A 26,686-nucleotide genomic window follows, 5' to 3' on the forward strand; every position below is an offset into this window, starting at 1 on the left:
CTGCACCCCTGCATCCAGTTCGGGGCGCATTCTAACAGAAAAAGAAAACGTTTGCGTAGCGCTTTTCCTTTTCACCTTCCATAAAAAGGGCGATGAAAAAAACTTTCCTCGCCCTCTGGAGATTCAACTATTCAACCCGTTGAATCTAAACTATTTATATTGCGCCGCGTGGCTTTAACCCTGCGTGCGGCGCCGCCTTTTTATGCCATAGGCGGCGCCAATCGATGCCTTAGCGCGCGCTGTAGGGCTTCACCACGCCGCCGAGGCCGGAGACGCTTTGCAGCTCCGAAAGCGAGCTCTGCAGTTTGGCTTTCGAGGCGTCCGGACCGACGTAGATACGGGTGATTTGTCCCTGCACCGGCGTCGACGGCACGGTAAAGGCGCGATAGCCCGACAGACGCAGCTTCGCGACGATTTCGCTCACCTTCGCCGCATTTTTCAGCGCGCCGAGCTGCACCACGTAAGCCTGACCGGCAGGCGCGCTCTGCTCTGCGGCCTTCGGCGTTTCCACCGTCTTCGCCGGCTCGCTCTGCTTCGTTTCCACCGGTTTTGACTCAGCCGTCTTCGGCTGCTCGACCGGCTTCGGCTGCGCTTTCGGCTGCTCGACCGGTTTCGCTTTCGGCGTTTCCGCCGGTCGGGTTTTCGGCTGTTCAACCTGGCGCGGTTTCGCCGGCGTATTCTGATGCACCGGCGGCGGCGTCACCACGCTGGGTTCGCTTTCGCTCTGCGGCGTGGCGTTGCCCTGCTCGGCGACAGGATTGGCGGCGGCGCTGTTGCCGCTGCTTACCGCGCTGCCCGCGCCCTGCGGCGGCTGCGCCGGCAGCGGCTGCGTCACCGGCGGCACCATCTCGCTATCCTGCTGATCGTCCGGCTTCGGCACCAGCGGGATCGCCGCGAACTCCTCTTTATAGTGCTTCTTTTTGCCGTCCAGCAGGCCCGGCAGCACAATCACGCCGACCGCCACCAGAATAATGGTGCCGACCAGGCGGTTCTGAAACTTACTTGCCACGACCTTTCTCCGTCTCTGTCGATTCCATGACCTGCGCCACGGTATGGAAAGATCCACATACCAGCACGATGTCCTGCGCCTCGGCCTGGCCGCGCGCCGCCTGCCAGGCGCTCTCCACGTCGGCAAAGGCGGTGGCCGCGTCGCGCGGCAGATGCGCCATCAGCTCATCGGCGGTGGCGCCGCGCGGTCCGTCAAGCGGCGCGCAGTACCAGCGATCGATTTGCGGCGCCAGCGCCGCCAGGGTGCCGGCGATATCTTTATCATGCAGCATCCCCACCACCGCGTGCACCCGGCCGCGTTTCGGCAGCTGCGCCAGACGCGACGCCAGATAGCTCGCCGCATGCGGGTTATGCGCCACGTCGAGGATAACGCGCGGCGATTCGCTGATGGTCTGAAAACGGCCAGGCAGGATCGCCAGCGGCAGGGTATTGCGGATAATCGCTTCGCTGACCTTCAGGCCGGAGGCGCGCAGCGCCGCCAGCGCCGTGGCCGCATTGGGCAGCGGCACCTGCGGCAGCGGCAGGTCGTTCAGCTCGCCCTGCGCGTCGCGGTAGGCCCAGCTTTCCGGCTGCTGGCTGTAGCGCCAGTCGCGGTCGCGACGCAGCAGCTGCGCGCCCTTCTCCGCCGCGACGGCGGCGATGCTGGCAGGCATATCCGGCTCGCCGACCACCGCAGGCTTGCCGCCGCGAAACACGCCCGCTTTCTCGCGGCCGATGCTTTCACGATCGGGTCCGAGCCAGTCGGTATGGTCCAGCGCGATGCTGGTCACCACCGCGACGTCGGCGTCGACGATATTGGTGGCGTCCAGGCGGCCGCCCAGTCCAACTTCGAGGATCGCCACATCGAGCTGCGCCTGTTGAAACAGGTTCAGCGCAGAGAGCGTGCCGAATTCAAAATAGGTCAGGGAAACGTCGCCGCGTCCCGCTTCGATTTTCGCAAAGCTGGCGCTGTGCAGCGCTTCGTCCAGTTCTTCGCCCTGCACGCGGACGCGTTCGGTATAGCGCACCAGATGCGGCGAGCTGTAGACGCCGACGCGGTAGCCCGCCGCCATCAGCAGCGTTTCGAGCGTACGGCAGGTGGTGCCTTTGCCGTTGGTGCCGGCGACGGTGAAGACGAAGGGCGCGGGTTTTAACAGGTCGAGGCGCTGCGCGACGCAGCGGATGCGATCCAGGCCCAGCTCGATGGTCTGCGCGTGCAGATGCTCAAGATAGTAAAGCCACGTGGCCAAAGGCGACGTGGCTTGAGGAAGGTGAAGAGTGTCCATATGTCCCGTTTAACAGATTTTGAACCGGTTCAGCCGGTTCGACGGTGCATTGGTGAAAGGCGCGGCGCGCGCGCCTCTCTCTCCTGTCAGGCCTCGTTGCTTTCCGGCTCTTCCGCAGGCGCGGTCGGTTCGCCATCGTGCAGCGGCGCGGGAAGATTCATCATCTTCGCCAGCAGGCTCGCCAGTTTATAACGCATTTCCGGGCGGCGAATGATCATATCGATCGCGCCCTTCTCAATCAGGAACTCGCTGCGCTGGAAGCCCGGCGGCAGTTTTTCGCGAACGGTCTGCTCGATAACGCGCGGACCGGCGAAGCCGATAAGCGCCTTCGGCTCAGCGACGTTAAGGTCGCCCAGCATTGCGAAGCTGGCGGAAACGCCGCCCATGGTCGGGTCGGTCAGCACCGAAATATAGGGCAGACCGCGCTCCTGCATTTTGGCCAGCGCGGCGCTGGTTTTCGCCATCTGCATCAGCGACATCAGCGCTTCCTGCATACGCGCGCCGCCGCTGGCGGAGAAGCAGATCAGCGGACAGTTATCTTCCAGCGCCTGCTCAACCGCACGCACAAAGCGCGCGCCAACCACCGAACCCATTGAGCCGCCCATAAAGGCGAACTCGAACGCGGCGGCCACCACCGGCATGCCGTGCAGCTGACCTTTCATCACGATCAGCGCGTCTTTCTCTTCTGTCTCTTTCTGCGCGGCCGCAAGGCGATCCTTATACTTCTTGGAGTCGCGGAATTTCAGGATATCCTTCGGCTCCAGCTCGCTGCCCAGCTCGGTCTGCGTGCCCTGATCGAGCAGGCTGTTGAGGCGCTCGCGGGCGTGCATGCGCATGTGATGGTCGCACTTCGGGCAGACCTCAAGATTACGCTCCAGCTCGGCGCGGTACAGAACCTGACCGCAGCTGTCGCACTTGGTCCAGACCCCTTCCGGGATGCTGGCACGGCGTGCAGGCGTAACGTTGCTTTTATTAAGAATGCGTTCAATCCAGCTCATTGAAGACCTTTTTGTTTAAAACTGACCTGGTCCAGTCATCTTATTTGCCGCTGAAAACCGCTTCAGCAGACATGAAATGTCGCTCATTAAACCACAACCCATTCCGACTGTGGATAAAAATCTGGTCTAACCGCGGCGCGACCGAACCTGTTACGGCTGTTTACCCTGTTTCGCCTGACGGCGGTGACGCCACACTTCAATCACGCCGGGCAGCACCGACACCACAATGATCCCCACGATCAGCAGCTTAAGGTTCTCCTGCACCACCGGCAGGTCGCCGAACAGATAGCCCGCGTAGGAGAACAGCAGCACCCACGCCAGCGCGCCGACGACGTTAAACAGGGCGAAATGGCGATAGGACATATGCCCCATGCCGGCGACGAAAGGCGCAAAGGTGCGCACAATCGGCACGAAACGCGCCAGGATGATGGTTTTGCCGCCGTGGCGATCGTAAAACGCATGGGTTTTATCGAGATAGCTGCGGCGGAAGATGCGCGAGTTCGGGTTGCTGAACAGGCGCTCGCCAAACAGGCGGCCGATAGTGTAGTTCACCGCATCGCCCAGCACGGCGGCCACCACCAGCAGCGCCGCCATCAGGTGGACGTTGAGGTCGTTGCCCGGCAGCGCCGCCAGCGCGCCCGCCACGAACAGCAGCGAGTCGCCCGGCAGGAAAGGCGTGACCACCAGGCCGGTTTCGCAAAACAGGATCAGGAACAGAATGGCGTAAATCCAGATGCCGTACTGCGCAACCAGCTCGGCCAGATGCACATCAATATGCAGAATAAAATCAACCAAAAAATGGACGAACTCCATAACGCCTCTCTGAAATGACCTGCTAAATTAATCCACCAGGAACAACGGCCCCATTGGCGGTTCGGGTAACGCAAAATGCGACGGATAATCCACCGCCACTAAATAGAGCCCTTCCGCTCTGGCCGTCGCCGCCGCCAGAGTGCGATCTTTCGCCGCCAGCAGCGTCGCCATCCACTCCTCCGGCTGATTGCCGCAGCCGATCTCCATCAGGCTGCCGACGATATTGCGCACCATGTGATGCACAAAGGCGTTGGCCTTGATATCGACGATAACGAACGCTCCCTGGCGCGTGACGTTCAGGTGCATCACGTTGCGCCACGGCGTGCGCGACTGGCACTGCACGGCGCGGAACGAGGTAAAGTCGTTTTCGCCCAGCAGGCACTGCCCGGCGCGGTGCATCTTTTCGGCATCCAGCGGATGATAAAAATGGGTGACGCCGCGGCCCAGAATCGCCGGACGCAGCCGCTGGTTGTAGATCAGGTAGCGGTAGCGCCGCGCCGTCGCGCTGAAGCGCGCGTGGAAGTCGTCCGGCACCGCTTTTACCCAGCGCACCGCGATATCTTCCGGCAGATTGGCGTTGACGCCCAGCGTCCAGGCGCCGTCGGCGCGCTGCGAAGTGGTTTCGAAGTGCACCACCTGGCCGGTGCCGTGCACGCCGGCGTCGGTGCGTCCGGCGCAGAACACGCTGACCGGGTGATTCGCCACCTTCGACAGCGCTTTTTCCAGCTTCTCCTGCACGCTGCGCACTTCCTGCTGGCGCTGCCAGCCGTAGTAACGGCTGCCGTCATACTCAATACCGAGCGCCAGTTTATACGTCTGACCTTCAGGCAACATTAATAGAGATACTCCTGCACCAGCTTCTCAGCCGTTTTCACCGCCATCAGCGCGCCGCCGAAGCGAATGTTGTCCGCCACCGACCAGAACTGCAGCAGTTCGGGAATACCGTAGTCGTTACGCACGCAGCCGATGCTGAGCTGTTCATTGCCGGAGGCGTCGCCGACCTGCGTCGGATAGCTATCCTCGTCGCTCAGACTGATATCGTCCGCCTGCGCCAGCTCGGCGCGCGCTTCGTCCGCCGACAGCGGACGCAGGCTCTCCAGGTGCACGATCTGCGCGTTGCCGTAAAACACCGGCGCCTGCACGCTGCTGACCGCAATCGGCAGCCCGTCGTCCTGCAGCACCTTACGCACCTGCTCGACCAGGCGACGCTCGCTGGCGACGCTGCCCTCTGCGTCGGCCAGCTGCGGCAGCAGGTTAAACGCCAGCTGGCGGCCGAAAAAGTGATCTTCCGCCGGCACGCCGTTAAGCAGTCGCGCGCTCTCGCCCGCCAGGCCGTCGACCGCGCTTTTGCCGTGGCTGGAGACGGAGAGCAGGTTAGTGACCTGCAAACGGCCCAGGCCCGCCGCGTCAACCAGCGGCTTGATGGCGCTGAGCAGCTGACTGGTGAGGCTGTCGGCGACGCTCACCAGGTTGCGGTTGCGGTAGTCCGCCAGCACCTGCGGGTTAACGTCCGGCACCACCAGCGGCACGTCCGGCGACAGCGCGAAGCAGTCGCTGCTGTCGATCACCAGACAACCGGCGCTGGCGGCCTCGTCGGCGTAGCGCGCCGAGGCGTCGCGTCCGGCAACGAAAAAGGCCAGCTGCGCCTGCGACCAGTCGAAATCGGCCGCGTTTTCGACGCGCAGCGAGCGCCCGTCAAAACGCAGCGTTTCGCCGGCGCTGTTTTCGCTCGCCAGCAGATACAATTCACCAACCGGGAACTGGCGTTCCGCCAGCAGTTCCAGTACAGCGTTCCCTACTGCGCCTGTCGCGCCAAGTAGCGCAATATTCCAGCCGTCAGACATGTTGGTTTACTCCAGACAATGACATAAAAACAGAAGGCGGTGATATTCACCGCCCAGGTTTCGGAATTATCCCCCGCCGCGTCCGGCGCGGCGAGAAGATTCATTTAGCTGTTGTTAAGACGCGCGCAAAAACCCAGGGCGTTCAACAGGCTGGCGGTTTCTGCGTCGTTGCAGATCACCTCCAGCGATGACCACTCGCGGCGCTCCTGATAGGTTTTGCGCAGGCGGTCGAATTCGCCGGGTTTCGCCGCCACTTTACGCAGCGGCGCGTCGTCGCGGCGCACATCATACACCAGATGCGCCAGACGTTTCAGCGTTGCCTGATCGAGCGGGCCGTTGAGCGTGACGCTGCTGAATTCCGCCGTCGGCAGCAGCTCGCTGAGCGGCACCTGCTGCGGCTGGCCGAGGAAGTCGCACCAGGCTTCAAATACCTGAGTGGTGCCGCGCGCCTTGCCCTCCAGCGTATAGCCGGCGATATGGGCGGTGCCGATATCCACGCGATCCAGCAGCTCGAGCGACAGCGCCGGTTCCGGCTCCCAGACGTCGAGCACGACGCTGAGATCGCCGCGCATCTTCAGCACCTCCAGCAGCGCGGCGTTATCCACCACCGGCCCGCGGCAGGCGTTGATCAGAATGGCGTTGGGCTTCAGCGCCATCAGCAGCGCCGCATCGGCGAGATGCCAGCTTTTATAGGGGCCCTCTTTGAACAGCGGCGTGTGGAAGGTGAGGATATCCGCCTCCGCGACCAGCGCGTCGAGCGAGCGGAAGTCGCCCGCGTCGCCGCGATCGGCGCGCGGCGGATCGCACAGCAGGGTTTTCACGCCCCAGGCTTCCAGCCGTTTTTGCAGCCGACCGCCGACGTTGCCGACGCCGACGATGCCGACGGTGCGGTCGCGCAGCGCAAAGCCGTCGCGCTCCGCCAGCAGCAGCAGCGCGGAGAAGACATACTCCACCACCGCGATAGCGTTGCAGCCCGGCGCGGCGGAGAAGGCGATGCCCGCCTGTTGCAGCCAGGCTTCATCAATATGGTCGGTGCCCGCCGTGGCGGTGCCGACGAACTTCACCGGCTTGCCCGCCAGCAGCGCTTCATTCACCTGCGTCACCGAGCGCACCATCAGGCCGTCGGCATCATCCAGTTCCTGCTGCGGCAGCGGACGACCCGGCACCGCCAGCACCCTGCCGGTACGGCTGAACAGTTCACGCGCATAAGGCATATTTTCATCGACAAGAATCTTCACCACGGCTTTCCTGCTGGTTGCGTTATTGAGATGCGCTATTGTGGCACAAACGCGCCTGTTAACCCAGGCGTGCGCGGTAGCGATCCGGTGTGGTGCCCGCCTGCTGCTGGAACATGACGATCAGCGCCGACGCCGAGCTATAGCCGAGATCGTGCGCAATCGCCTGCACGCTTTTGCCCTGCCCCAGCTGCGCGACGGCGTGCAGAAAACGCAGCCGCTGCCGCCATTCGCCGAAAGACATATGCAGCTCCTGACGACAGCGGCGCGCCAGGGTGCGCTCGGTGGTAAAGACCCGCGCCGCCCACTCCGCCAGCGTGGTGTTATCGCCGGGATGCGCCTCCAGCGCGTGCAGCACCGGCGCGAGAAACTTATCCTGCGAGCCAGGCAAATAGCTCTCCTGCACCGGCGCCAGCCGCAGCCGATCGCGCAGCACCTCGCACAGCCGCCACTGCTCCGCGCTCTCTGGCTGTTCAAGGCCGAGACGTGCGAACTCGTCCATAATCGCATGCACGATGGCGTCGACGTTGAGCAGGCACGCCTGCTGCGGCAGGCCGTCGCACAGCGCGGCGGCGAGATTAAAGCTGCGGAACTGCGCCTGCTGATGGTTGTAGCTGGCGTGCCGCTGCCGCGGCGGGATCCAGATAGGGATGCTGGCGGGCGTCAGCAGCCGTTCGCCCTCGACGTTCATCTCCAGCACGTGACGCGTCACGAAAATCACCTGCCCCCATTCGTGGGCGTGCGGCAGATATTCGGTTTTCGCGTTGGCTTGTTCATAGCGCATAAAATAGTGCAGCCGCAGCGCATCTTCGGGCGGCTGATATTCAACCTGTAAATTCATTCTGTCCGGCCAGCAACGTTTTTTGTCTGCTTTTAACTATCTCCTTAAAAGCGGTCAAAAGTAAACTAGCTGCCTACATCCGCAGGAGAAGAGCATGAACTTACTTTTTCCGCTGCTGGCGGTGCTGATCTGGTCGGTGAATACCATCGTCAGCAAGCTCTCCGCCGGCAGCATCGATCCCGCCGCTATTTCGTTTTACCGCTGGCTGCTGGCGCTGATGGTGCTCACGCCTTTCGCGCTGCCGGGCGCGTGGCGCCATCGCCACGCTATCCGCGCCAGCCTGGGACGCCTGCTGATCCTCGGCCTGCTCGGCATGGTGCTCTACCAGAGCCTGGCCTACTACGCGGCGCACAGCGTCTCGGCGGTGATGATGGGCATTCTCGGCGCCACCATTCCGCTGCTCACTATTCTGCTTAGCCTGGTGGTGCTGCGGCTGGCGCCGACGCGCGGCATTCTTATCGGCGGCGTGCTGTCGTTCGCGGGCCTGGTGTGGCTGGTGAGCGAAGGCCATCCCGCCCAGCTGCTGCACCAGCGTCTCGGCAGCGGCGAGCTGATGATGCTGGCCGCCTCAACCTCCTACGCGCTCTACGGCGTGCTGACCAAACGCTGGGCAATCCCGCTGCCGACGTGGCAGAGCCTCTACGTGCAGGTCTTTTTCGGCGTGCTGCTGCTGCTGCCCGGTTTTCTGCACGCGCCCGACGTCGCGTTGAACGCGCGCAATATTCCGCTGGTGCTATTCGCCGGGCTGTTCGCCTCGATCATCGCGCCCTTTCTGTGGATCCTCGGCGTGCAGCGTCTGGGCGCCAGCACCACCAGCATTTTTATGAATTTCGTTCCAGCCTTTACCGCCGTTATCGCGGTGCTGTTTCTGCATGAACAGCTGCGCGCTTATCACTGGATCGGCGGCGCCATGACGCTGGTGGGCGTGATCCTCGCTCAGCGCCTGAAGACTCCGCTCAGGCGCCCTAAAGCGGAGCCGACGCCAGGCTGAATAAACACAGACCCCCGTGGGATTTCCCGGGGGCTTTTGCTATCATGGCGCATCTTTTTTCCGGCGCACCCCACGCTGTCTTGTTTTCAAGGATTCCGCCATGCAACCTCTTAGCGGCCCCGGTGCGCCGATGGGCGATCGTTCCTCTGTCACGCCGTCAACCGGCGCGGCCCGTCCCGGCGCGACGCCTGGCGATCAGCCACTCTCACCAGCCCAGCGCACCACGCTGGAACGGCTGATCGTGCGCATTATCTCCTTCAGCAACTTAAAAGCGCCTGAACTCTGGGCGGGCGTGCAGCGCGAAGTGGGGGTAAAAAGCGAAGCGGAGCTGCAGTCGCGCCATTTTCCGGCGGCGGAGCAGTATCTCAATAGCCGCCTGATGCAGGCGGAGACCGGACGCGCCACGCGCCAGCTGCTGACCCAGCTCACCGACCTGCTGCCGAAGGGCAATAACCGTCAGGCGGTAAGCGATTTTATTCGTCAGCAGTTCGGCCAGACGGTGCTGAGTTCGCTGTCGCAGGATCAGCTGCGTCAGGTGCTGACCATGCTGCAGAACGGCCAGATGGCGATCCCGCAGCCGCAGCAGTCGCGCACCACCGACCGCACGCTGCTGCCCGCCGAGCACCAGACGCTGAACCAGCAGATCGCCCGGCTGGCCGCCGCAACCGGCGAGTCCACCGGCAAGATCTGGGCCTCGGCGCTTAAGCTGGTCAACCTCACCAGCGGCGATCCCATTCCGTCGCGCCACTTCCCGCTTTTGACGCAATATTTGCAGGTGCGCCAGACGCTGAGCCAGCACAGCGCGCCCACCCTGCAGGTGCTGGAGGCCTCGCTGAAGCAGCCGCTCGATAGCCACGAGCGACAGCAGCTGGAGGATTACAGCCTGCAGCGCTTCCAGGCGACGCCGCAGACGATTCTCACCCCGGCGCAGACCCAGGATCTGCTCAACCATCTTTTTGCGCGCCGCGCCGAAAGACATCATGAGCATCCGCAGCCCGACATCGCGCTGCGCCCGCAGCCAATCTGGGCGCCCATTATTGCCGTGCTGCCGCAGCCGCTGGCGCAGCGCCCGATGCTGGGCGTCGCCGCGGCGCTGATCGTCTTCTTCTTACTGCTCTGGCTGGTGATCTGAGCGAGCCGCCGCGCGCTTCAGGCGTGGCGGGAAAAACGCCAGGTAATGAAGATGCCCAGCAGCGCGCAGCTGGCGCCGGCCACATAGACAGAGCCGTAGCCGAGCGCGGTCGCCAGCAGCCCGGCAAGCGGCCCGCTGGCGCCGTAGGCGACATCCTGAAAAGCGGAGAAACCGCCCAGCGCCGTGCCGCGCACCTGCGGTGAAACGCGCTTCACCACCTCCACGCCCAGCGCCGGAAAGATGAGCGAACAGCCGCAGCCGGTCAGCGCCGCGCCGATAAGCGCAATCCATCCCTCAGCGGCGAACGCCAGCAGCAGCAGGCCCGCCGCCTCCACCAGCAACGAAACCAGCGCGACGCGGATGCCGCCGTGCCGATCCGGCATGCCGCCGAACAGCAGACGCACCAGCACAAAGGCGACGCCGAACGCCGTCAGGGTAAAGCCCGCGTTGCCCCACTGCTGCGCGGCGAAGTAGAGCGAGGTGAAGGTGCCGATCACCGCAAAGCCGACGCCCTGCAGCGCCAGCGCGAAGCCCGGCTGGAAAATGGCGCGGATCACGCTGACCAGCGAAGGCCGCTCGCCGCCCACCACCGGCACCGGCCGGATGGCGCTGTTGAGCGCCAGCGCCGCCAGCGGCAGCGCCGTGGCCACCGCGCTCAGCAGCGCAAAGCCGCCGTGCTGATGCAGCAGCAGACCGAGCGGCGCGCCGGCCGCCAGCGCGCCGTAGATCGCCATGCCGTTCCACGACATCACCAGCCCGGATCGCTTCGCGCCCACCAGCCCCAGCCCCCACGTCAGGTTGCCGGTAAGCAGCAGGCTTTCGCCGAAGCCGAGCAGCAGACGCCCCAGCGCCAGCAGCGCGAATTTAATCAGCGCCGGCGCCGGCAGCAGCGCGGCGGCGAGGTAGGCGACACCCACCAGCATAATCGCCAGCATCCCCTGCTGAGTGGTGCGCTTCGCCCCGTGCCGATCGGCGCGGCGACCGGCAAAGCCGCGCGTCAGCAGGGTGGCGAAAAACTGCATGCCCACCGCGACGCCGACCATCACGTTATTCATCCCCAGTTCCTGATGCACATAGAGCGGAATAACCGGCAGCGCCAGCCCGGCGGTTAGATAGGTAATAAAGACGGCCAGCGAGGAGCAGGCCAGCGGCAAGGTAGACGCGGCCTGCGGTTGAGTTGCGGTGGTGGTCATAACGGACGTAGCTCCCTGATGTCAAACGCGTCTGCACCCGGTCCACAAAAAGAAAAAGGGCCGGTCAGACCGGCCCTTTATAAAACATTTTTAGCGATTACGCCTGAAACTTACGCATCGTCAGGGTGGCGTTGGTGCCGCCGAAGCCGAAGCTGTTGGACATCACGGTGGTCAGCGCTTTTTCCGTCGGTTTAGTGACGATATTCATGCCTTCCGCCGCCGGGTCCGGCGTCTCGATGTTGATGCTCGGCGCGATAAAGCCGTGCTCCAGCATCAGCAGGGTGTAGATCGCTTCCTGCACGCCCGCCGCGCCCAGCGAGTGGCCGGTCATCGCTTTGGTGGCGGAGATAGCCGGGGTGTTGTCGCCGAACACTTCACGGATAGCGCCCAGCTCTTTCACGTCGCCTACCGGCGTCGAGGTGCCGTGGCTGTTGAGATAGTCGATCGGCGTATCCACGCCGTGCATCGCCATCTTCATGCAGCGTACCGCGCCTTCGCCCGATGGCGCCACCATGTCCGCGCCGTCAGAGGTCGCGCCGTAGCCGACGATCTCAGCGTAGATGTGCGCGCCGCGCGCCAGCGCGTGCTCCAGCTCTTCCACCACCACCATGCCGCCGCCGCCGGCGATAACAAAACCGTCGCGCTCGCTGTCATAGGTGCGGGACGCTTTTTCCGGCGCGTCGTTATATTTGGTCGAGAGCGCGCCCATAGCGTCGAACTCGCACGCCATTTCCCAGCACAGCTCTTCGCCGCCGCCGGCAAAGACGATATCCTGTTTGCCCAGCTGGATCTGCTCGACCGCGTTGCCGATACAGTGCGCGGAGGTCGCACAGGCGGAGCTAATAGAGTAGTTTACGCCGTGGATTTTAAACGGCGTGGCGAGGCAGGCGGAAACGCCGGACGCCATCGCTTTGGTCACGACGTAAGGGCCGACCGCTTTCAGGCCGCGCGGGCTACGCATCGCGTCAGCGCCGAACACCTGGAAGCGCGGCGAACCGCCGCCGGAGCCGGCGATCAGACCCACACGCGGGTTGCTCTGATACTGTTCGTCGGTCAGACCGGAATCTTTGATCGCCTCTTCCATGGAGAGGTAAGCATAAATGGACGCATCACTCATAAAACGCACAATTTTGCGATCGATAAGGCCGGTGGTATCCAGTTTGACGTTACCCCAGACGTGACTACGCATACCGGAATCCTTCATCTCCTGAGAGAAGGTGATGCCGGAACGGCCTTCACGCAGAGAAGCCAGCACTTCCTGCTGGTTATTACCAATGCTGGAAACAATCCCCAGGCCAGTAATCACTGCACGTTTCATTCAGTTGTCCTCATTCCACTTCTTTTGGATTGACGTGCACTCTAGCTTACACTTGTACGCCGAACAAGTCCGATCAGCCATTTCCTTTTGTAAATTTGCGTCATGTGACCCTGGTCGCTAAAATCGCGCCACTGCCTGAAAAACGAGCCTTTGCCGTGAAATTATCCCCGGTTGAACATGCCCAGCTAAGCTGGAATGAACAGGGTACACCTGTTTCCCGAGCCTTTGACGACGTCTATTTTTCCAATGACAACGGTCTGGAAGAGACGCGTTACGTCTTCCTCGGCGGCAACGATCTGCCTGAACGCTTCGCGCATCATCCGCGCGATCTCTTTATCGCGGCGGAGAGCGGCTTCGGCACCGGGCTTAATTTTCTCATGCTGTGGCAGGCGTTCGACGCCTTCCAGCAGGCGCATCCCGACGCCGCGCTGCGGCGGCTGCACTTTATCAGCGTGGAAAAATTCCCCCTGACGCAGGCCGACTTAACGGCGGCGCATCAGCGCTGGCCGACGCTTCAGCCCTGGGCCGAGCAGCTGCAGCGCCAGTGGCCGGTCGCCCTGCCCGGCTGCCAGCGTCTGCTGTTCGACGGCGGACGCGTGACGCTCGATCTCTGGCTCGGCGATATTAATACCCTTATAGAGACTTTTGATGACAGCCTGCATCGCCAGGTAGACGCCTGGTTTCTCGACGGTTTCGCGCCGGCGAAAAATCCCGACATGTGGACGCCGCGCCTCTTCAACGCCATGGCGAAGCTGGCGCGCCCTGGCGGCACCTTCGCCACCTTCACCGCCGCCGGTTTCGTGCGCCGCGGACTGCAGGAGGCAGGTTTTGAGGTCAAACGCCGCAAAGGGTTCGGCCCCAAGCGCGAGATGCTGTGCGGCGCCCTGACGCACGCGCCGGAACTGCCTGCCGCGCAGCCCTGGTTCGCGCGCCCCGCCGCGCGGGAAAAAGAGACGGCGATTATCGGCGGCGGCGTGGCGAGCGCGGTGCTGGCGCTCGCCCTGCTGCGCCGCGGCTGGCGCGTCACGCTCTACTGCGCCGACGAAGCCGCCGCGCTGGGTGCGTCGGGCAACCGCCAGGGCGCGCTCTATCCGCTGCTGAACCAGCACGACCCGGCGCTGGCGCGCTTCTTTCCTGCCGCCTTTAGCTTTGCGCGCCGGCTCTATGATGCGGCGCCGGTGAGCTATGAGCACTGCTGGAGCGGCGTGCTGCAGCTCGGCTGGGATGAGAAAAGCGCCGACAAAATCGCGCAGATGCTGGCGATGGCGCTGCCGGAGGCGATCGCGCGCGGCGTCACGCCTGAAGAGGCGGAGGCGCTGGCGCGGGTCGATCTCGGCGTCGGCGGCGTTTTCTACCCGCTCGGCGGCTGGCTTTCGCCCGCCGAACTCACCGCCGCCCTGCTGGCGCACGGCGAAACCCAGGGGCTGCGCATCCACTGGCTGCATCGCCTGACGCAGCTCGCCCCGGCGGAACAGGGCTGGACGCTGCGCTTCGACAACGGCCAGGCGGCGACGCATCAAAACGTGACGCTGGCGACCGGCCATGCGCTCAGCGCCCTGCCGCAAAGCGCGCAGCTGCCGACCTACGCGGTTTCCGGTCAGGTGAGCCACGTGCCCAGCACGCCCGGCCTTGATGCGCTGCAAACCGTGCTCTGCTACGACGGCTACCTCACGCCGGTCAGCCCGCAGTTCGGCACGCACTGCATCGGAGCCAGCTACCATCGCGGCGATACCTCTACCGCCTGGCGCGCAGAGGATCAGCAGCAGAACCGCGCGCGGCTGCTCCACTCGCTGCCGGGCCGCCGCTGGGCGGAAAAAGTAGACGTCAGCGCGGGCGATGCGCGCATCGGCGTGCGCTGCGCCACGCGCGACCATCTGCCGATGGCGGGCGCGCTGCCTGACTATGAGGCGACGCTGACGCGCTATCAGGATCTTGCCGGCCAGCGCGCGCGCGGCGAAGCCATCGCCGAGGCGCCGCATCACGCGGGTCTGTTCGTGCTGGGCGCGCTTGGCTCGCGCGGGCTGTGCAGCGCGCCGCTTGCCGCCGAAGCGCTGGCGGCGCAGATGAGCGGCGAACCGCAGCCGCTGGATAGCGCCACGCTGGCCGCGCTCAACCCGAACCGCTACTGGGTGAGAAAGCTGCTGAAAGGGAAAAAAGCGGGGAAATAGCGTCGGGGCGGCGTGATGCCGCCCCGCAGGTTCAGGCGATCTGACGCGCCTGCTGAAACAGGTTGTCCCACATGCCCACCACCAGCACCTGGTCGCGCGGCGAGAGCTCGCCGGCGGCAATGGCGTTTTGCAGGCTGTTGGCGACCTGGGTTTGCAACGCTTCCGGCGTATGCTCGCCCGACTGTTCGATTTCCGCGACCGCGAGGGTCAGGTGACCGCGCAGATAGCCGCTGGCGAACAGCTCGTCATCGCTGGCGTGATCGACCATATCGTCGATCAGGGCCAGAATACGCGCTTCAAATTCTGCGATCATCTCAATTCCTCTTTAATAATGTCTGCACTCATCACAGATCGTCTGGCCAGGGAAACTGTGCTGACGTCAGTGCAGGCGTGCCATAAAAGTCCGCCAGAGCGGCGATAAAACGCGCGGGCCGCGCAGGAATGCCGTTCTCCAGATAAGACATGACCTGAGCATGGACCTTCCGCTGAAACGCGACGCGATCCGGCTCACAATCTCCGTCGAGATTGTCACAGCTGACGTTGAACGGGAAGCCCGCGGCAACGCAGAACATCCACTCCAGCGCCTGCGGCTTAATCTCCACGGACTCGAACTGATTTTGCGTCTGGGCGTCGCGGCCATCCGGACAGTACCAGTAGCCGAAATCCACCAGCTTGCGCCGCGCCTCGCCGGCGATACACCAGTGAGAAATCTCGTGCAGCGCGCTGGCGTAAAAGCCGTGGGCGAACACCACGCGGTGCCACGGCGAACTCTCGTCTGCCGGAAGATAGATGGGTTCGTCGTCGCCTTTAATTAGACGGGTCTGAAACTCGTCGCGAAAGCAGCTATCGAAAATCGTAATCAGTTGTTCGTAATGGTGCGTCGTGTTCATGGTGTCATCGTAAAAACGGCGTCATTATCGCGGCGCCGAGAATGAATGTATTACAGCGCGGCGATCCACGCCAGCAGCGCGCTGCCGTGAGCGTCCCACAGCAGCTTCGCGCTCATTACCGCAGAAACGATCACCACCATCGGGCGGATCAGTTTCTGTCCGCGGCTCAGCACCAGCCGCGCCCCAAGCCGCGCGCCGCAGAAGGCGCCGAGCAGCATAATAAAGCCGGTTCCCCAGATCACTTTACCGCCGAACATAAAGAACAGCAGGCTGGCGAAATTCGAGGTGAAATTCAGAATTTTGGCATGCGCGGTGGCTTTGGCGAGGTTAAAGCCGCAGAGCGTGACAAAGGCGAGCGCGTAGAAGGAGCCGGCGCCCGGACCAAAGAAGCCGTCGTAAAAGCCGACGCAGCCGCCGCCCACCAGCGCATACGGCAGCCCGTAAAGGCGACGCGCGCGATCCTCTTCGCCGAGACGCGGCATCAGCAGAAACCACAGGCCGATGGCGATCAGCAGCAGCGGCAGCACCTGGCGCAGCGCATCGGCGTTCAGGTGCTGGATCAGAATGGTGCCCAGCACCGCGCCGATAAAGGTCATGGCGATATTGAGCCGCTGTTCGCGCAGGCTCACCGCGCCGCGGCGGATGAAGTAGAGGCTGGCGGAGAAAGAGCCGCCCACGGACTGCAGCTTATTGGTGGCCAGCGCCTGCGCGGGCGAGAAACCGGCCGCCAGCAGCGCCGGCACGGTAAGCAGCCCGCCGCCGCCGGCGATAGAGTCGATAAAGGCCGCCAGTACGGCGACCAGAAACAGCACCCCGACCACTATCGGGCTGACGACGAACCACTCCATGGAGATCCCTTATAAAAGATGTTTATCCAGCAGCGCCTGACACGCCTGCGGCAGCGGCGGCGGCTCACGCTTCACCGGCGCGCCGCTGCCCGGTTTCTTCGGCAGGAACCAGCTCTCCAGCTCGGCGCCGCAGCCGTCGCCCGGCGGCGGCGCAGGCTGATCTTCACAGCCGATGCTGTTAGCCGGGCAGCGCAGACGCACATGCATATGCGCGCGATGCGCGAACCACGGGCGCACCTTGCGCAGCCAGTCGCGATCGGCGCCTGCATCGGCGCAAAGCTGCTTTTTAATCGCCGGATTGACGAAGATACGCGTGACATCGTTATCTTTCGCCGCCAGTTTAATCAGGCTGTCGATCTCCGGCCGCCAGTGGCGCGCCACCACGCTTTTGTCATCCGCCGTCACCAGATCGAGCGGCTGCGGCTTCAGCAGCTGCTGCGCGCTCCAGCGGGTTTTCGGCAGCTGCAGCCAGATATCGACGTCGAGCCCGGTCTGATGGCTGGCGTGTCCGCTGCTGAAGCGCCCGCCCGCCGCCATGCCCATATCGCCAATCAGCACGTTGCCCAGCTGCAGATTATGCACCTGGGCGCTGAGACGCTGTATAAACAGGATGAGATCGGGATGGCCGAAATAGCGTCGCTGATCCTGGCGCATCACCTGATAGTCGGGCGCGTTGAGCGGCAGCGCCTGTGCGCCGACGATGCAGCCGTTGGCGAAGGAGCCGATCGACTGCGCGCTGCCCGAGATCGGCTGTTGAATACGCTGCCACGGCGTCGCGGCCAGCCCTGAGGCGCTGAAGAGCAGCGCCGACACGAGAATAAGCAGTGATTTCATCGCGTCACCAGCGCGGCACGGTGCTGTTGACGTCAGCGTTCTGCGCGCGCTGGCGCAGCAGATGATCCATCAGCACGATCGCCATCATCGCTTCGGCGATCGGCACGGCGCGAATGCCCACGCAGGGATCGTGCCGCCCTTTGGTGATCATCTCCACCTCTTCGCCGCTGCGAGTGATGGTCTGGCCCGGCACGGTGATGCTGGAGGTCGGCTTCATCGCCAGATTGGCGCTGATGGTCTGGCCGCTGCTGATGCCGCCGAGGATGCCGCCCGCATGGTTGCTCTGGAAGCCGCTGGCGCGGATCTCGTCGCGATGCTGGCTGCCGCGCTGGTTCACCACCGCAAAGCCGTCGCCAATCTCGACGCCTTTCACCGCGTTGATGCTCATCAGCGCATGCGCCAGATCGGCGTCAAGCCGATCGAAAACCGGCTCGCCGAGGCCCGGCGGCACGTTTTCCGCCATGACCGTGACTTTGGCGCCGATAGAGTCGCCCTCTTTTTTCAGGGCGCGCATCAGCTCATCCAGCGCCTCCAGCTTGCTGGCGTCCGGACAGAAGAAAGGGTTCTCTTCAACGATGCTCCAGTCCTTCAGCTCGCACGCCACGTCGCCGATCTGCGCCAGGTAGCCGCGCACCACCACGCCGTGCTTCATCTGCAGATATTTTTTGGCAATCGCGCCCGCGGCGACGCGCATCGCGGTTTCACGCGCCGACGAGCGGCCGCCGCCGCGGTAGTCGCGCAGGCCGTACTTCTGCTCGTAGGTGTAATCGGCGTGGCCGGGACGGAAGAGATCTTTAATCGCGCCGTAATCCTGCGAACGCTGGTCGGTATTTTCAATCAGCAGGCCGATCGAGGTGCCGGTGGTGACCCCCTCGAAGACGCCGGACAAAATTTTCACCTGATCCGGCTCGCGACGCTGGGTGGTATAGCGCGAGGTGCCGGGACGGCGGCGGTCGAGATCGTGCTGGATATCCGCTTCGGTCAGCGGAATGCCCGGCGGCACGCCGTCGACGATGCAGCCCAGCGCGATGCCGTGCGACTCGCCAAAAGTGGTTACGCGAAAGAATTGTCCGATGCTGTTTCCGGCCATGGTGATTCCTTGTTACGAAGCGTTCGCTCAGTCTTTATAAATAGAAAAGTGATGTTGTGCGTCGACGATCTGCTGGCGCGTCAGCATAAAGACGCCGTCGCCGCCGTTGTCGAACTCCAGCCAGGTAAAGGGCACGTCGGGATATTGGTCGATCATATGCACCATGCTGTTGCCGACTTCGCAGATCAGCACGCCTTCGTCGCTCAGGTAGTTCGGCGCGCAGGCGAGAATGCGGCGCACCAGCTTCAGGCCGTCGCTGCCCGCCGCCAGGCCAAGCTCCGGCTCGTGGCGATATTCGCTCGGCAGATCGTCCATATCTTCCGCATCTACGTAGGGCGGATTGGAGACGATCAGATCATATTTCACCGGCGGCAGCTCGCGGAAGAGATCGGCGCGGATCGGCGTCACCTGATGGATCAAACCGTGCTCCTCGATATTCTGCTCGGCGACCGCCAGCGCGTCATAAGAGATATCCACCGCGTCCACTTCCGCTTCCGGGAAGGCGTAGGCGCAGGCGATAGCGATGCAGCCGCTGCCGGTGCACATATCGAGGATATGGCGCGGCGCGTCGGCAACCAGGCCGGCGAAGCGGTTTTCAATCAGTTCGCCAATCGGCGAGCGCGGCACCAGCACGCGTTCGTCGACATAGAACTCGTGGCCGCAGAACCAGGCTTTGTTGGTGAGGTAGGCGACCGGGATACGCTCGTTGACGCGGCGGATAACGCGCTCGACGATGCGATGACGCTCGCTGGCGGTCAGGCGCGCACTGCGCATATCTTCCGGAATATCCAGCGGCAGCCAGAGCGTGGGCAGGACCAGTTGCACCGCTTCGTCCCAGGGATTGTCAGTGCCGTGACCATACCAGATCCCGGCGGCGGAAAAACGGCTGACCGCCCAGCGCAACATATCCTGAATGGTGTGCAGTTCGTTGACTGCCTCATCGACGAAAATTTTGTCCACGTAGCCCTCCGCAGGCCCAATTGCTAAATCGGCCGATAGTGTGCCATGAAGCCGGGGAGAATTCAGCGCAGCAAGGTGAAAAAGCTGACAATTAGCGGATCGGGCGGTAAGGTAACGCCATTCGCTGTTTTCCAGCCTTATCAGATAAGATTCGCCTGTAATGAGTAAAAAAACATCTCTTAACGACGACGACAAAGCGTTGTTTCGCCAGCTCATGAGCGGCACGCGCAAAATAAAGCAGGATACCGTGGTGCATAAGCCCGCGGTGAAGAGCCGCGAGCTGCCGCTCAAGCGGTTAATTTCCGAACAGGTGGACAACAGCCACTACTTTTCCGACGAGTTTCAGCCGCTGCTGGCGACCGAAGGCGCGACGCGTTACGTGCGCGCCGACGTCAGCCACTACGAGCTGAAAAAGCTGCGGCGCGGCGATTATACGCCGGAGATTTTCCTCGACCTGCACGGCTTAACGCAGCAGCAGGCTAAGCAGGAGCTGGGCGCGCTGATCGCCGCCTGTCGTCGCGAGCATCTGTTCTGCGCCAGCGTCATGACCGGCCACGGCAAGCATATTCTCAAGCAGCAAACGCCGCTCTGGCTGGCGCAGCATCCTTACGTGATGGCGTTCCATCAGGCGCCGAAAATGTTCGGCGGCGACGCGGCGCTGCTGGTGTTGATTGAGGTAGAAGAGTGGCAACCGCCCGAGCTGCCTTGAGAAGGGATGGGCCGCTGCGCGGCCCGCGGGCGTTATATGGCTTTCGCCAGTTTAGAGGGGCTGACCTGCCACAACAGCTTGCCTTCGCAGCTGGCGGGATCGAAATCGACGCAGGCGATGGCGGAGGTGGCGAACATCGGCGGCGCTTCCTGCGGGCAGAGTTCTGAAACCAGATAGCCGACCAGCGGCAGATGCGAAATCACGATCGCCGACTTCACGCCCTGGTTTCCCAACGCCTGCAGATAGCAGGCCACCAGCCCGGGATCGCCGCCAGGCGTCAACTCCGGCAAAATCTCCTGCCCTTCAGGCAGATTTAACGCTTCGCGTACCGTCGCCAGCGTCTGCTGGGCACGAAGATAGGGACTGACCAGCACACGTTCTACATCCACCGTCTGGCTGTTAAGCCAGCTCGCCATCTGGCGTGATTCGTCACAGCCACAGTGGGTGAGAGGACGGACCGAATCACTGGCGGCTTCAAGAGCAGCATCGCCGTGACGCATGATAAAAACTTGCATAAAGCACCGCTGTTGTTTGTCGATATCGCCCGACGCGGAGGCGTCTGACTCTTCATTCTGCGAATGAACGCTGTGTTGTACCCCAATGACTTGAGTATAGTCAACCGGTTGTTTATTAAATAAGCGCTTCTCAGAATCGTGCCGCGCCGCCTGCTCTGACGGCGCTTTTCTAACCCGCTGAATCGGTGCGGATATTCCATTCGGTCAGGAAATGTAAAATTTCCTCTTATGCTGTTCCGCCTCCAGCAGCGCCTCGCACGGGGCGAAGCGCTCGCCATACTGGCGCATTAAGCCGCGTAATGTTTGCGCGATATCCGCTGCGCCGCGCTGGTCCATATAGCGGAACGGCCCACCGAGAAACGGCGGAAAGCCGATGCCGAATACCGCGCCGACATCGCCGTCGCGCGCGCTGCGGATCACGCCTTCGTCGAGACAGCGCGCCGCCTCGTTCAGCATCATCATCATGCAGCGCTCGGCGATTTGCGCTTCGCTCAGCTTCGCCGCGGGCCGCACGCCGAGCAGCGGATAGATTGCCGGATCGGGCTTTTTGCCGCCGCGCCGACCGCCGCCATAAAGGTAGAAGCCTTTGCCGTTTTTACGCCCTTTGCGATCGTCCTTCAGCACCGCCTCAAAAGCGGCTGGCGCGGCGAAGCGCTCGCCGTAAGCCTGTTGCAGCACTGGCGTAATCTTGCTGCCGACGTCGATGCCCACCTCGTCCAGCAGCTGAATCGGGCCGACGGGAAAGCCCGCCCGGACCAGCGCGCGATCGATATGCTCCACCGGTTCGCCCTCCAGCAGGCAGCGCATTGCTTCATTTATATAGGGCGCGAGAATGCGATTCACATAGAAGCCGGCGCGGTCCGCCACGACGATGGGCGTTTTGCCCTGCTTTTTCGCCAGCGCGACGGTGGTGGCCAGCGTCTGCTGCGAAGTGGTGGCGTGCGGGATCACCTCCACCAGCGGCATCTTTTCCACCGGACTGAAGTAGTGCAGGCCGATAACGTTTTCCGGCCGCTGCGCCTGTGCGGCGATATCCGCGATCGGCAGCGACGAGGTATTCGAGGCGAAGATGGCGTGCGGCGCGCAGTGGGCTTCGACCTCAGCGACCATCTGCTGTTTAAGCGGCAGATCTTCGAACACCGCCTCAATCACCAGGTCGCGTTGAGCGAAGCCCTGATAATCGGTGCCGCCGGTAATGCGCGCCATCTGCTGCTGACGCTGCGCCGCGCTGATATGACGCCGTTTGACTTTTTTGCTCAGCCCTTCCCAGCTCGCTTTCAGCGCATGGTTGACGCCCTGCAGGTGGATATCCTTGATGCGGACCGGCAGCCCGGCGTTGATCGCCGTGACGCTGGCGATACCGCCGCCCATCAGCCCGCCGCCCAGTATGCCGACCTGCCGCAGCGTGCGCGGCTCGGCTTCGGCGCCGGTCTCTTTTTTCATCGCCGTGCTGGCGAAGAACAGGCTACGCAGCGCGGCGGATTGCGGCGTCATCGCCAGTTCGCCGAAGGCGCGCGCCTCTGCCCGATGTCCTGCCTCGCTGCCCTGCTCGATGCCGATGCGCACCACGTCGATAATGCGCTGCGCGGCCGGGTAGTTGCCGTGCGTTTTGCGCGCGGTTTCGCGCTGCGCCAGCGCAAAAATCGCGTGGCGCGCCAGCGGCGCCTGCATTACGCGATCGCGCAGCGGCAGCTCGCGCGCGGCATGCCTGCCCTTCAGCACGCGCGCCACCGCGCTTTCCAGCAGGATCGCCTGCGGCACCGCGTCATCCACCAGCCCCATCCTGCGCGCCTGCTTTGCCCGCAGGGTTTTGCCGGTGAGTATCAGCGGCAGCGCCTGCCGCAGCCCGATAAGTCGCGGCAGGCGCTGGGTGCCGCCCGAGCCCGGCAACAGTCCCAGCTGCACCTCCGGCAGACCGAGCCGGGTTTTATCATCCAGGGTACAGATGCGCGCATCGCAGGCGAGCGCCAGCTCCAGCCCGCCGCCCAGGCAGGCGCCGTGGATCGCCGCCACAACCGGAAACGGCAGCGCCGCGAGCGCCGCCATCGCTTCCTGGCCTTGCCGCGCCAGCGACTCCGCCTGCTCGGCGCTGCGGCAGTCGGCAATCATGCTGATATCGGCGCCAGCGATAAAATTGTCAGGCTTGCCGGAGATAAGCACCAGGCCGGCCAGTTGGGTATCGCGCCGCGCCTCGTCAATGACCGCTGCCAGCTGCTGCGCAAAGGCGGCCCGCAGGGTATTCATCTTTTCGCCCGGCACGTCGATGACGATGACGCCAACGTGATCCGGCCGCATCTGTAAAGAGAAAGCGTTCTGTTCCATTATTCCGCCTCCAAAACCATGGCCGCGCCTAAGCCGCCTGCCGCGCAGGCGGTGACCAGCGCCAGTCCGCCGCCGCGACGCCGCAGCTCATGCAGCGTTTGGGTAATCATGCGCGCCCCGGTGGCGGCGAAAGGATGGCCGTAGGCGATAGAGCCGCCGAGCACGTTGAAGCGCGCTTCGTCGACCTCGCCCAGCGCCTGCGGGCGATTAAGTTTTTCCCGCGCGAAGCGTTCGTCGTTGAAGCACTGCAGGTTGCAGAGCGTCTGGGCGGCAAAGGCTTCATGCATATCGATCAGCGTCAGATCGCTCAGCGCGACGCCGGCGCGATCCAGCGCCAGCGGCGAGGCGTAGGCGGGACCGAGCAGCATGTCCTGCTGCACGTCGATAGCGGTAAAGGCGTAGCTGCGCAGATAGCCCAGCGGCGGAATGCCTAGCTCGCGCGCGCGTCCTTCGCTCATCAACACCACCGCCGCCGCGCCGTCGGTAAGCGGCGTGCTGTTGGCCGCCGTGACGCTGCCGTGCTGGCGGTCGAACGCCGGCCGCAGCCGCGCGTAGTCTTCGATTTTTGCCGCCATGCGCACGTTGTTGTCCTGCTCGATGGGCGCTTTCCACGGCGGCGCGAAGGCGGGCATCACCTCCTGCTGCAGCACGCCGGATTGCCAGGCGCTGGCGGCGCGCTGGTGCGACCGCAGCGCCAGCGCATCCTGCGCCGCGCGGCTAATGCCGTGCGTTTTCGCCATCTGCTCCGCCGTATCGCCCATGCGCAAACCGGTGGAGTACTCGGCGACGGCGGGCGGCACCGGCAGCAGATCGCGCGGCCGCAGGCGACGCAGAATCTGCGCTTTCTGCCCCAGACTGCGCGCCTTGCTGAGGTCGAGCAAGGCGCGCGCCAGGGTTTTGCTGACGCCGATCGGCAGCACCGATGAGGAGTCCGCGCCGCCCGCGATACCCGCGCGGATAGTGCCCGCCATCAGGCTTTCCGCCACGTTGGCGACCGCCTGAAAGCTGGTGGCGCAGGCGCGGCTGACGCTGTAGGCGTCGGTATGCACGCTCAGCCCGCTGCTGAGCACGACTTCCCGCGCGATGTTGGGCGCTTCCGGCATCTGGATCACCTGACCGAACACCAGCTGCTCTATCGCCTCGACCGGCAGTTCGCGGCGCGCCATTAGTTCGCTTATCACCATCCGGCCGAGTTCCACGGCGGGAATGCCATGAAAACCTGTCGCCTGACGCAGGAACGGCGTGCGAAGTCCGTGAGTAATGGCGATGCGATCGCCCGCACGCGTCAGCAACGGCTGCGCTTTGCTCATCTGTTTCACCTGTGCATGTTGACCGGGCGTCATTGCCCTGAGAGGTCTGACCTGATCCACAGTGTTAACGACAAGCGGGCGCGCCGCCAATCAGGAAAGAAAAAAAGTGCGAGGGGAAACACGAAAATGAAAAACGCCGTTAAGCAACGGCGTTCAGAGGTTTAGCGCAGGCCCAGCTGAAAAATCAGGGTTTCGGCCTGGCAGGCGAAGGTGAAATCGATATCCAGCTGCACGCCGTTGTCGCGCTCGTTGAAGCGGGCGTCGATCTGGCAAGGGTCCGACTCAATCTGCCGCGCTTTTTCCGTCAGGCTCGCCAGTTTCGCTTCTGCCTCGCTGCGCTGCGCGAACCACTCTGACCAGCTGGCGGTGCAGTCGCTGTTATCCATCACGGTGCCGACATCCACGCAACAGCAGGCCGCGGTTTCACTGGCGCTGCATTTATTCATGGTATTGGTCATTGCGTTCTCCTGGGAATAAATCTGTTAGCGATCTGGATTAACGCCCGAAATTTTACGCCTCCGGTTTAAAATGCGCTATGTCAGACTCGCTAAGTGACGAATATCACAATAAAATTTGATCCAAAACAAATTAGAGCCGCTATGCTGCTCTCTGCCCCGCTCTTTTTGTTAAGCGGATCGAAATTTTGCAGATCAATTCAGAAATATTTTAAAAACAATATTGCAACATCTACACAGGTCAGACCTATACTTGCCGCACTGGTCTGATTTGTCAGCTTCTGGTCAGTCCCTACAATCCGCCGACCCTTGTTACGCGATGTAACAATTACAGTTTAATAATAATTCACATGAGGTTGTGGTCATGAGCCATAAAAACCTGTTCGCAAAGTCAGCCGTGGCGGCTGCAGTGGCGCTTGTTTCTTCACACGTATACGCAGCGGGCTTTCAGCTTAACGAATTCTCCTCTGCCGGTCTGGGCCGCGCCTATTCCGGCGAAGGCGCGATGGGCGATACCGCCGCCTCAGCCAGCCGCAACCCGGCGACCATGGCGCTGATGGATCGTCCGATGTTTTCTGTCGGCGCGGTTTTTATCGATCCCGATGTCGATATTACCGGCAACAGTCCGACCGGCCGCAGCCTCGACGCCAGCAATATCGCGCCAACGCAGTGGGTGCCCAATATTCACTATGTGCAGCCGATTAACGATCAGTGGTGGATTGGCGCCTCCGCAACCTCAAACTATGGTCTGGCGACGGAATTCAACGACGGCTATACCGCCGGCGGCTACGGCGGCAAGACCGATCTGATGACCGGCAACCTTAACCTCAGTACCGCCTATCGTCTTAACGAGCACTTCAGCTTCGGCGTCGGCTTCGACGCGGTTTACGCGCGCGCTAAAATTGAGCGCTACGCAGGCGAATCCGGCGCGGCGCTCGGCATTCCCGCCGATACTCAGGTGGCCCATCTGAAGGGTGACGAGTGGGGCTACGGCTGGAACGCGGGCATTTTGTATGAGGTAGATAAAAATAACCGCTTTGGCCTGAGCTATCGCTCAGAAGTGAAAGTCGATTTCGACGGCGACTATAAGAGCAGCCTGCCGACCTCGATTAACCGCATCAATCAGGCAGCCAATTTAGGCCTGCCTTACGCCACCGGCGGTTCTACTATTCCGGGCGCGCTGACGCTGAACCTGCCGGAGATGTGGGAGGTGTCCGGCTGGCATAAAGTGGCGCCGCAGTGGGCGGTGCACTATAGCCTGGCCTACACCAGCTGGAGTCAGTTCCAGGAGCTGAAAGCCACCGGTTCCAGCGGTCAGACGCTGTTCTATAAAGATGAGAGCTTCAAAGACGCCTATCGCATCGCGCTGGGCACCACCTACTATTACGATCAGAACTGGACTTTCCGCACCGGCATCGCCTTTGATGACAGCCCGGTTCCGGCGGACAAGCGTTCTATCTCCATTCCCGATCAGGATCGTCTCTGGCTGAGCGCTGGCGCTTCGTACGCCTTTAACGACGACGCTTCGGTCGATGTGGGCGTCTCTTATATGCACGGCCAGCACGTCACGGTGGAAGAAGGCCCCTATACCTTTAACTCGGTGGGCAAAGCCTGGCTGTACGGCGCGAACTTTAACTACAAGTTCTGATGATATGAGCTGGAAAAATGGCGACCTTTGGGTCGCCATTTTTAATGGTATGCACCGATCGTAAAACGCGAGTGGCATGGGCAGAAGAGCAAAGCGTCCCGCGCCAGGGACAAAAACGCCGGGAGCGTTTTTGAACAACGCAACGCGTTGCCCGTTTACGGGCGCCCCTCAGGGATGAGGGGCGTATACGCGCGGGCCGAGCTGGCAGGGATGCCGCTTTTTGCGTCTTTGCGATCGGCCCATGCCACTCGCGTAGGCACCTTAGCTGAAAAAAATGGCGACCCCTGGGTCGCCATTGC

Annotated in this window: 25 protein-coding genes; 5 read left to right on the forward strand and 20 right to left on the reverse strand. The window is 62.8% G+C overall.

What is annotated here, in order from left to right:
• Positions 1–229 precede the first annotated feature (229 nt).
• The 8 genes from dedD to AC6I7Z_RS13655 all read right to left on the reverse strand — a co-directional run bounded on the left by dedD (position 230) and on the right by AC6I7Z_RS13655 (position 8,004).
• Entirely contained in the window at positions 230–1,009 is a 780-nt protein-coding gene (gene dedD / locus AC6I7Z_RS13620) for a cell division protein DedD (protein WP_497814610.1), read from the reverse strand.
• Positions 999–2,273, reverse strand: a complete 1,275-nt coding sequence (gene folC / locus AC6I7Z_RS13625) for a bifunctional tetrahydrofolate synthase/dihydrofolate synthase (RefSeq protein WP_497814611.1) — start codon at positions 2,271–2,273, stop codon at positions 999–1,001. The genes dedD and folC overlap by 11 nt, the downstream gene beginning before the upstream one ends.
• Positions 2,274–2,359: 86 nt before the next feature.
• Positions 2,360–3,271: an acetyl-CoA carboxylase, carboxyltransferase subunit beta gene (gene accD / locus AC6I7Z_RS13630; protein WP_033791660.1), complete on the reverse strand. Its 912-nt coding sequence runs from the start codon at positions 3,269–3,271 to the stop codon at positions 2,360–2,362.
• Between the two features lie 150 nt (positions 3,272–3,421).
• Positions 3,422–4,084, reverse strand: coding sequence for a DedA family protein (locus AC6I7Z_RS13635; protein WP_497814612.1), 663 nt, complete (start codon positions 4,082–4,084; stop codon positions 3,422–3,424).
• A gap of 27 nt (positions 4,085–4,111) precedes the next feature.
• On the reverse strand, positions 4,112–4,918 hold the full coding sequence (gene truA, locus AC6I7Z_RS13640) for a tRNA pseudouridine(38-40) synthase TruA (protein WP_497814613.1): 807 nt from the start codon (positions 4,916–4,918) through the stop codon (positions 4,112–4,114).
• Complete coding sequence (locus tag AC6I7Z_RS13645; protein ID WP_497814614.1) at positions 4,918–5,928, reverse strand: aspartate-semialdehyde dehydrogenase; 1,011 nt, start codon at positions 5,926–5,928, stop codon at positions 4,918–4,920. Before AC6I7Z_RS13645 ends, truA begins: the two co-directional genes overlap by 1 nt.
• 104 nt (positions 5,929–6,032) lie before the next feature.
• Complete coding sequence (gene pdxB, locus AC6I7Z_RS13650) at positions 6,033–7,166, reverse strand: 4-phosphoerythronate dehydrogenase PdxB (RefSeq protein ID WP_497815448.1); 1,134 nt, start codon at positions 7,164–7,166, stop codon at positions 6,033–6,035.
• 58 nt (positions 7,167–7,224) lie between these two features.
• Entirely contained in the window at positions 7,225–8,004 is a 780-nt protein-coding gene (locus AC6I7Z_RS13655; RefSeq protein ID WP_497814615.1) for an AraC family transcriptional regulator, read from the reverse strand.
• 94 nt (positions 8,005–8,098) lie between these two features.
• Between AC6I7Z_RS13655 and AC6I7Z_RS13660 the strand changes: the two genes are divergently transcribed.
• Together AC6I7Z_RS13660 and flk are read left to right on the forward strand one after the other, a co-directional pair.
• Complete coding sequence (locus AC6I7Z_RS13660) at positions 8,099–8,995, forward strand: DMT family transporter (RefSeq protein WP_497814616.1); 897 nt, start codon at positions 8,099–8,101, stop codon at positions 8,993–8,995.
• Positions 8,996–9,095: 100 nt separating this feature from the next.
• Positions 9,096–10,127, forward strand: a complete 1,032-nt coding sequence (gene flk / locus AC6I7Z_RS13665) for a flagella biosynthesis regulator Flk (RefSeq protein WP_497814617.1) — start codon at positions 9,096–9,098, stop codon at positions 10,125–10,127.
• A gap of 17 nt (positions 10,128–10,144) precedes the next feature.
• On the opposite strand, the gene AC6I7Z_RS13670 is transcribed toward flk, so the two are convergent.
• Together AC6I7Z_RS13670 and fabB are read right to left on the reverse strand one after the other, a co-directional pair.
• Positions 10,145–11,320 carry an arabinose transporter gene (locus AC6I7Z_RS13670; protein ID WP_497814618.1) on the reverse strand — a complete coding sequence of 392 codons (1,176 nt, stop codon included), beginning with the start codon at positions 11,318–11,320 and terminating at the stop codon, positions 10,145–10,147.
• Positions 11,321–11,417: 97 nt separating this feature from the next.
• A complete protein-coding gene (gene fabB, locus AC6I7Z_RS13675; protein ID WP_033750590.1) occupies positions 11,418–12,638 on the reverse strand; it encodes a beta-ketoacyl-ACP synthase I in 1,221 nt (406 codons plus the stop codon).
• A 155-nt stretch (positions 12,639–12,793) separates the two neighbouring features.
• On the opposite strand from fabB, the gene mnmC reads away from it, so the two are divergent.
• Complete coding sequence (gene mnmC / locus AC6I7Z_RS13680; RefSeq protein ID WP_497814619.1) at positions 12,794–14,806, forward strand: bifunctional tRNA (5-methylaminomethyl-2-thiouridine)(34)-methyltransferase MnmC2/FAD-dependent 5-carboxymethylaminomethyl-2-thiouridine(34) oxidoreductase MnmC1; 2,013 nt, start codon at positions 12,794–12,796, stop codon at positions 14,804–14,806.
• Between the two features lie 31 nt (positions 14,807–14,837).
• On the opposite strand, the gene AC6I7Z_RS13685 is transcribed toward mnmC, so the two are convergent.
• From AC6I7Z_RS13685 to prmB, 6 genes are read right to left on the reverse strand one after another with little or no spacing between them, the layout of a single operon-like run.
• Positions 14,838–15,119: a YfcL family protein gene (locus AC6I7Z_RS13685; RefSeq protein ID WP_497814620.1), complete on the reverse strand. Its 282-nt coding sequence runs from the start codon at positions 15,117–15,119 to the stop codon at positions 14,838–14,840.
• A 31-nt stretch (positions 15,120–15,150) separates the two neighbouring features.
• Positions 15,151–15,696, reverse strand: coding sequence for an elongation factor P hydroxylase (locus AC6I7Z_RS13690; RefSeq protein WP_312059725.1), 546 nt, complete (start codon positions 15,694–15,696; stop codon positions 15,151–15,153).
• 50 nt (positions 15,697–15,746) lie between these two features.
• Positions 15,747–16,544 (reverse strand): sulfite exporter TauE/SafE family protein, encoded by a 798-nt coding sequence (locus AC6I7Z_RS13695; protein ID WP_048780927.1) that lies wholly within the window; start codon positions 16,542–16,544, stop codon positions 15,747–15,749.
• A 9-nt stretch (positions 16,545–16,553) separates the two neighbouring features.
• On the reverse strand, positions 16,554–17,378 hold the full coding sequence (mepA, locus tag AC6I7Z_RS13700; protein WP_497814621.1) for a penicillin-insensitive murein endopeptidase: 825 nt from the start codon (positions 17,376–17,378) through the stop codon (positions 16,554–16,556).
• 4 nt (positions 17,379–17,382) lie between these two features.
• Positions 17,383–18,468 (reverse strand): chorismate synthase, encoded by a 1,086-nt coding sequence (gene aroC / locus AC6I7Z_RS13705; protein WP_497814622.1) that lies wholly within the window; start codon positions 18,466–18,468, stop codon positions 17,383–17,385.
• Positions 18,469–18,495: 27 nt separating this feature from the next.
• Positions 18,496–19,428, reverse strand: coding sequence for a 50S ribosomal protein L3 N(5)-glutamine methyltransferase (prmB, locus tag AC6I7Z_RS13710; protein ID WP_497814623.1), 933 nt, complete (start codon positions 19,426–19,428; stop codon positions 18,496–18,498).
• Positions 19,429–19,588: 160 nt separating this feature from the next.
• Between prmB and smrB the strand changes: the two genes are divergently transcribed.
• Positions 19,589–20,137, forward strand: coding sequence for an endonuclease SmrB (gene smrB / locus AC6I7Z_RS13715; protein ID WP_033791677.1), 549 nt, complete (start codon positions 19,589–19,591; stop codon positions 20,135–20,137).
• Positions 20,138–20,169: 32 nt separating this feature from the next.
• On the opposite strand, the gene sixA is transcribed toward smrB, so the two are convergent.
• The 4 genes from sixA to AC6I7Z_RS13735 form a co-directional block, all read right to left on the reverse strand.
• Positions 20,170–20,652: a phosphohistidine phosphatase SixA gene (gene sixA, locus AC6I7Z_RS13720; protein ID WP_048780932.1), complete on the reverse strand. Its 483-nt coding sequence runs from the start codon at positions 20,650–20,652 to the stop codon at positions 20,170–20,172.
• Between the two features lie 204 nt (positions 20,653–20,856).
• Positions 20,857–22,974 carry a fatty acid oxidation complex subunit alpha FadJ gene (gene fadJ, locus AC6I7Z_RS13725; RefSeq protein ID WP_497814624.1) on the reverse strand — a complete coding sequence of 706 codons (2,118 nt, stop codon included), beginning with the start codon at positions 22,972–22,974 and terminating at the stop codon, positions 20,857–20,859.
• Positions 22,974–24,284, reverse strand: coding sequence for an acetyl-CoA C-acyltransferase FadI (fadI, locus tag AC6I7Z_RS13730; RefSeq protein ID WP_497814625.1), 1,311 nt, complete (start codon positions 24,282–24,284; stop codon positions 22,974–22,976). Before fadI ends, fadJ begins: the two co-directional genes overlap by 1 nt.
• 161 nt (positions 24,285–24,445) lie before the next feature.
• Entirely contained in the window at positions 24,446–24,742 is a 297-nt protein-coding gene (locus AC6I7Z_RS13735; RefSeq protein ID WP_497814626.1) for a YfcZ/YiiS family protein, read from the reverse strand.
• Positions 24,743–25,103: 361 nt separating this feature from the next.
• Between AC6I7Z_RS13735 and fadL the strand changes: the two genes are divergently transcribed.
• Positions 25,104–26,387, forward strand: coding sequence for a long-chain fatty acid transporter FadL (gene fadL, locus AC6I7Z_RS13740; RefSeq protein ID WP_497814627.1), 1,284 nt, complete (start codon positions 25,104–25,106; stop codon positions 26,385–26,387).
• Positions 26,388–26,686 lie beyond the last annotated feature (299 nt).

The organism is Pantoea sp. X-Soil-MYKO-1289, assembly GCF_059730625.1.

What these genes read in the sequence shown, in the direction of transcription:
- folC (WP_497814611.1), bottom strand. Translation starts at nt 2,273, where the DNA reads ATGGACACTCTTCACCTTCCTCAAGCCACGTCGCCTTTGGCCACGTGG.
- accD (WP_033791660.1), bottom strand. Translation starts at nt 3,271, where the DNA reads ATGAGCTGGATTGAACGCATTCTTAATAAAAGCAACGTTACGCCTGCA.
- AC6I7Z_RS13635 (WP_497814612.1), bottom strand. Translation starts at nt 4,084, where the DNA reads ATGGAGTTCGTCCATTTTTTGGTTGATTTTATTCTGCATATTGATGTG.
- truA (WP_497814613.1), bottom strand. Translation starts at nt 4,918, where the DNA reads ATGTTGCCTGAAGGTCAGACGTATAAACTGGCGCTCGGTATTGAGTAT.
- AC6I7Z_RS13645 (WP_497814614.1), bottom strand. Translation starts at nt 5,928, where the DNA reads ATGTCTGACGGCTGGAATATTGCGCTACTTGGCGCGACAGGCGCAGTA.
- AC6I7Z_RS13655 (WP_497814615.1), bottom strand. Translation starts at nt 8,004, where the DNA reads ATGAATTTACAGGTTGAATATCAGCCGCCCGAAGATGCGCTGCGGCTG.
- AC6I7Z_RS13660 (WP_497814616.1), top strand. Translation starts at nt 8,099, where the DNA reads ATGAACTTACTTTTTCCGCTGCTGGCGGTGCTGATCTGGTCGGTGAAT.
- flk (WP_497814617.1), top strand. Translation starts at nt 9,096, where the DNA reads ATGCAACCTCTTAGCGGCCCCGGTGCGCCGATGGGCGATCGTTCCTCT.
- AC6I7Z_RS13670 (WP_497814618.1), bottom strand. Translation starts at nt 11,320, where the DNA reads ATGACCACCACCGCAACTCAACCGCAGGCCGCGTCTACCTTGCCGCTG.
- fabB (WP_033750590.1), bottom strand. Translation starts at nt 12,638, where the DNA reads ATGAAACGTGCAGTGATTACTGGCCTGGGGATTGTTTCCAGCATTGGT.
- AC6I7Z_RS13685 (WP_497814620.1), bottom strand. Translation starts at nt 15,119, where the DNA reads ATGATCGCAGAATTTGAAGCGCGTATTCTGGCCCTGATCGACGATATG.
- AC6I7Z_RS13690 (WP_312059725.1), bottom strand. Translation starts at nt 15,696, where the DNA reads ATGAACACGACGCACCATTACGAACAACTGATTACGATTTTCGATAGC.
- AC6I7Z_RS13695 (WP_048780927.1), bottom strand. Translation starts at nt 16,544, where the DNA reads ATGGAGTGGTTCGTCGTCAGCCCGATAGTGGTCGGGGTGCTGTTTCTG.
- mepA (WP_497814621.1), bottom strand. Translation starts at nt 17,378, where the DNA reads ATGAAATCACTGCTTATTCTCGTGTCGGCGCTGCTCTTCAGCGCCTCA.
- aroC (WP_497814622.1), bottom strand. Translation starts at nt 18,468, where the DNA reads ATGGCCGGAAACAGCATCGGACAATTCTTTCGCGTAACCACTTTTGGC.
- smrB (WP_033791677.1), top strand. Translation starts at nt 19,589, where the DNA reads ATGAGTAAAAAAACATCTCTTAACGACGACGACAAAGCGTTGTTTCGC.
- sixA (WP_048780932.1), bottom strand. Translation starts at nt 20,652, where the DNA reads ATGCAAGTTTTTATCATGCGTCACGGCGATGCTGCTCTTGAAGCCGCC.
- fadJ (WP_497814624.1), bottom strand. Translation starts at nt 22,974, where the DNA reads ATGGAACAGAACGCTTTCTCTTTACAGATGCGGCCGGATCACGTTGGC.
- fadI (WP_497814625.1), bottom strand. Translation starts at nt 24,284, where the DNA reads ATGAGCAAAGCGCAGCCGTTGCTGACGCGTGCGGGCGATCGCATCGCC.
- AC6I7Z_RS13735 (WP_497814626.1), bottom strand. Translation starts at nt 24,742, where the DNA reads ATGACCAATACCATGAATAAATGCAGCGCCAGTGAAACCGCGGCCTGC.
- fadL (WP_497814627.1), top strand. Translation starts at nt 25,104, where the DNA reads ATGAGCCATAAAAACCTGTTCGCAAAGTCAGCCGTGGCGGCTGCAGTG.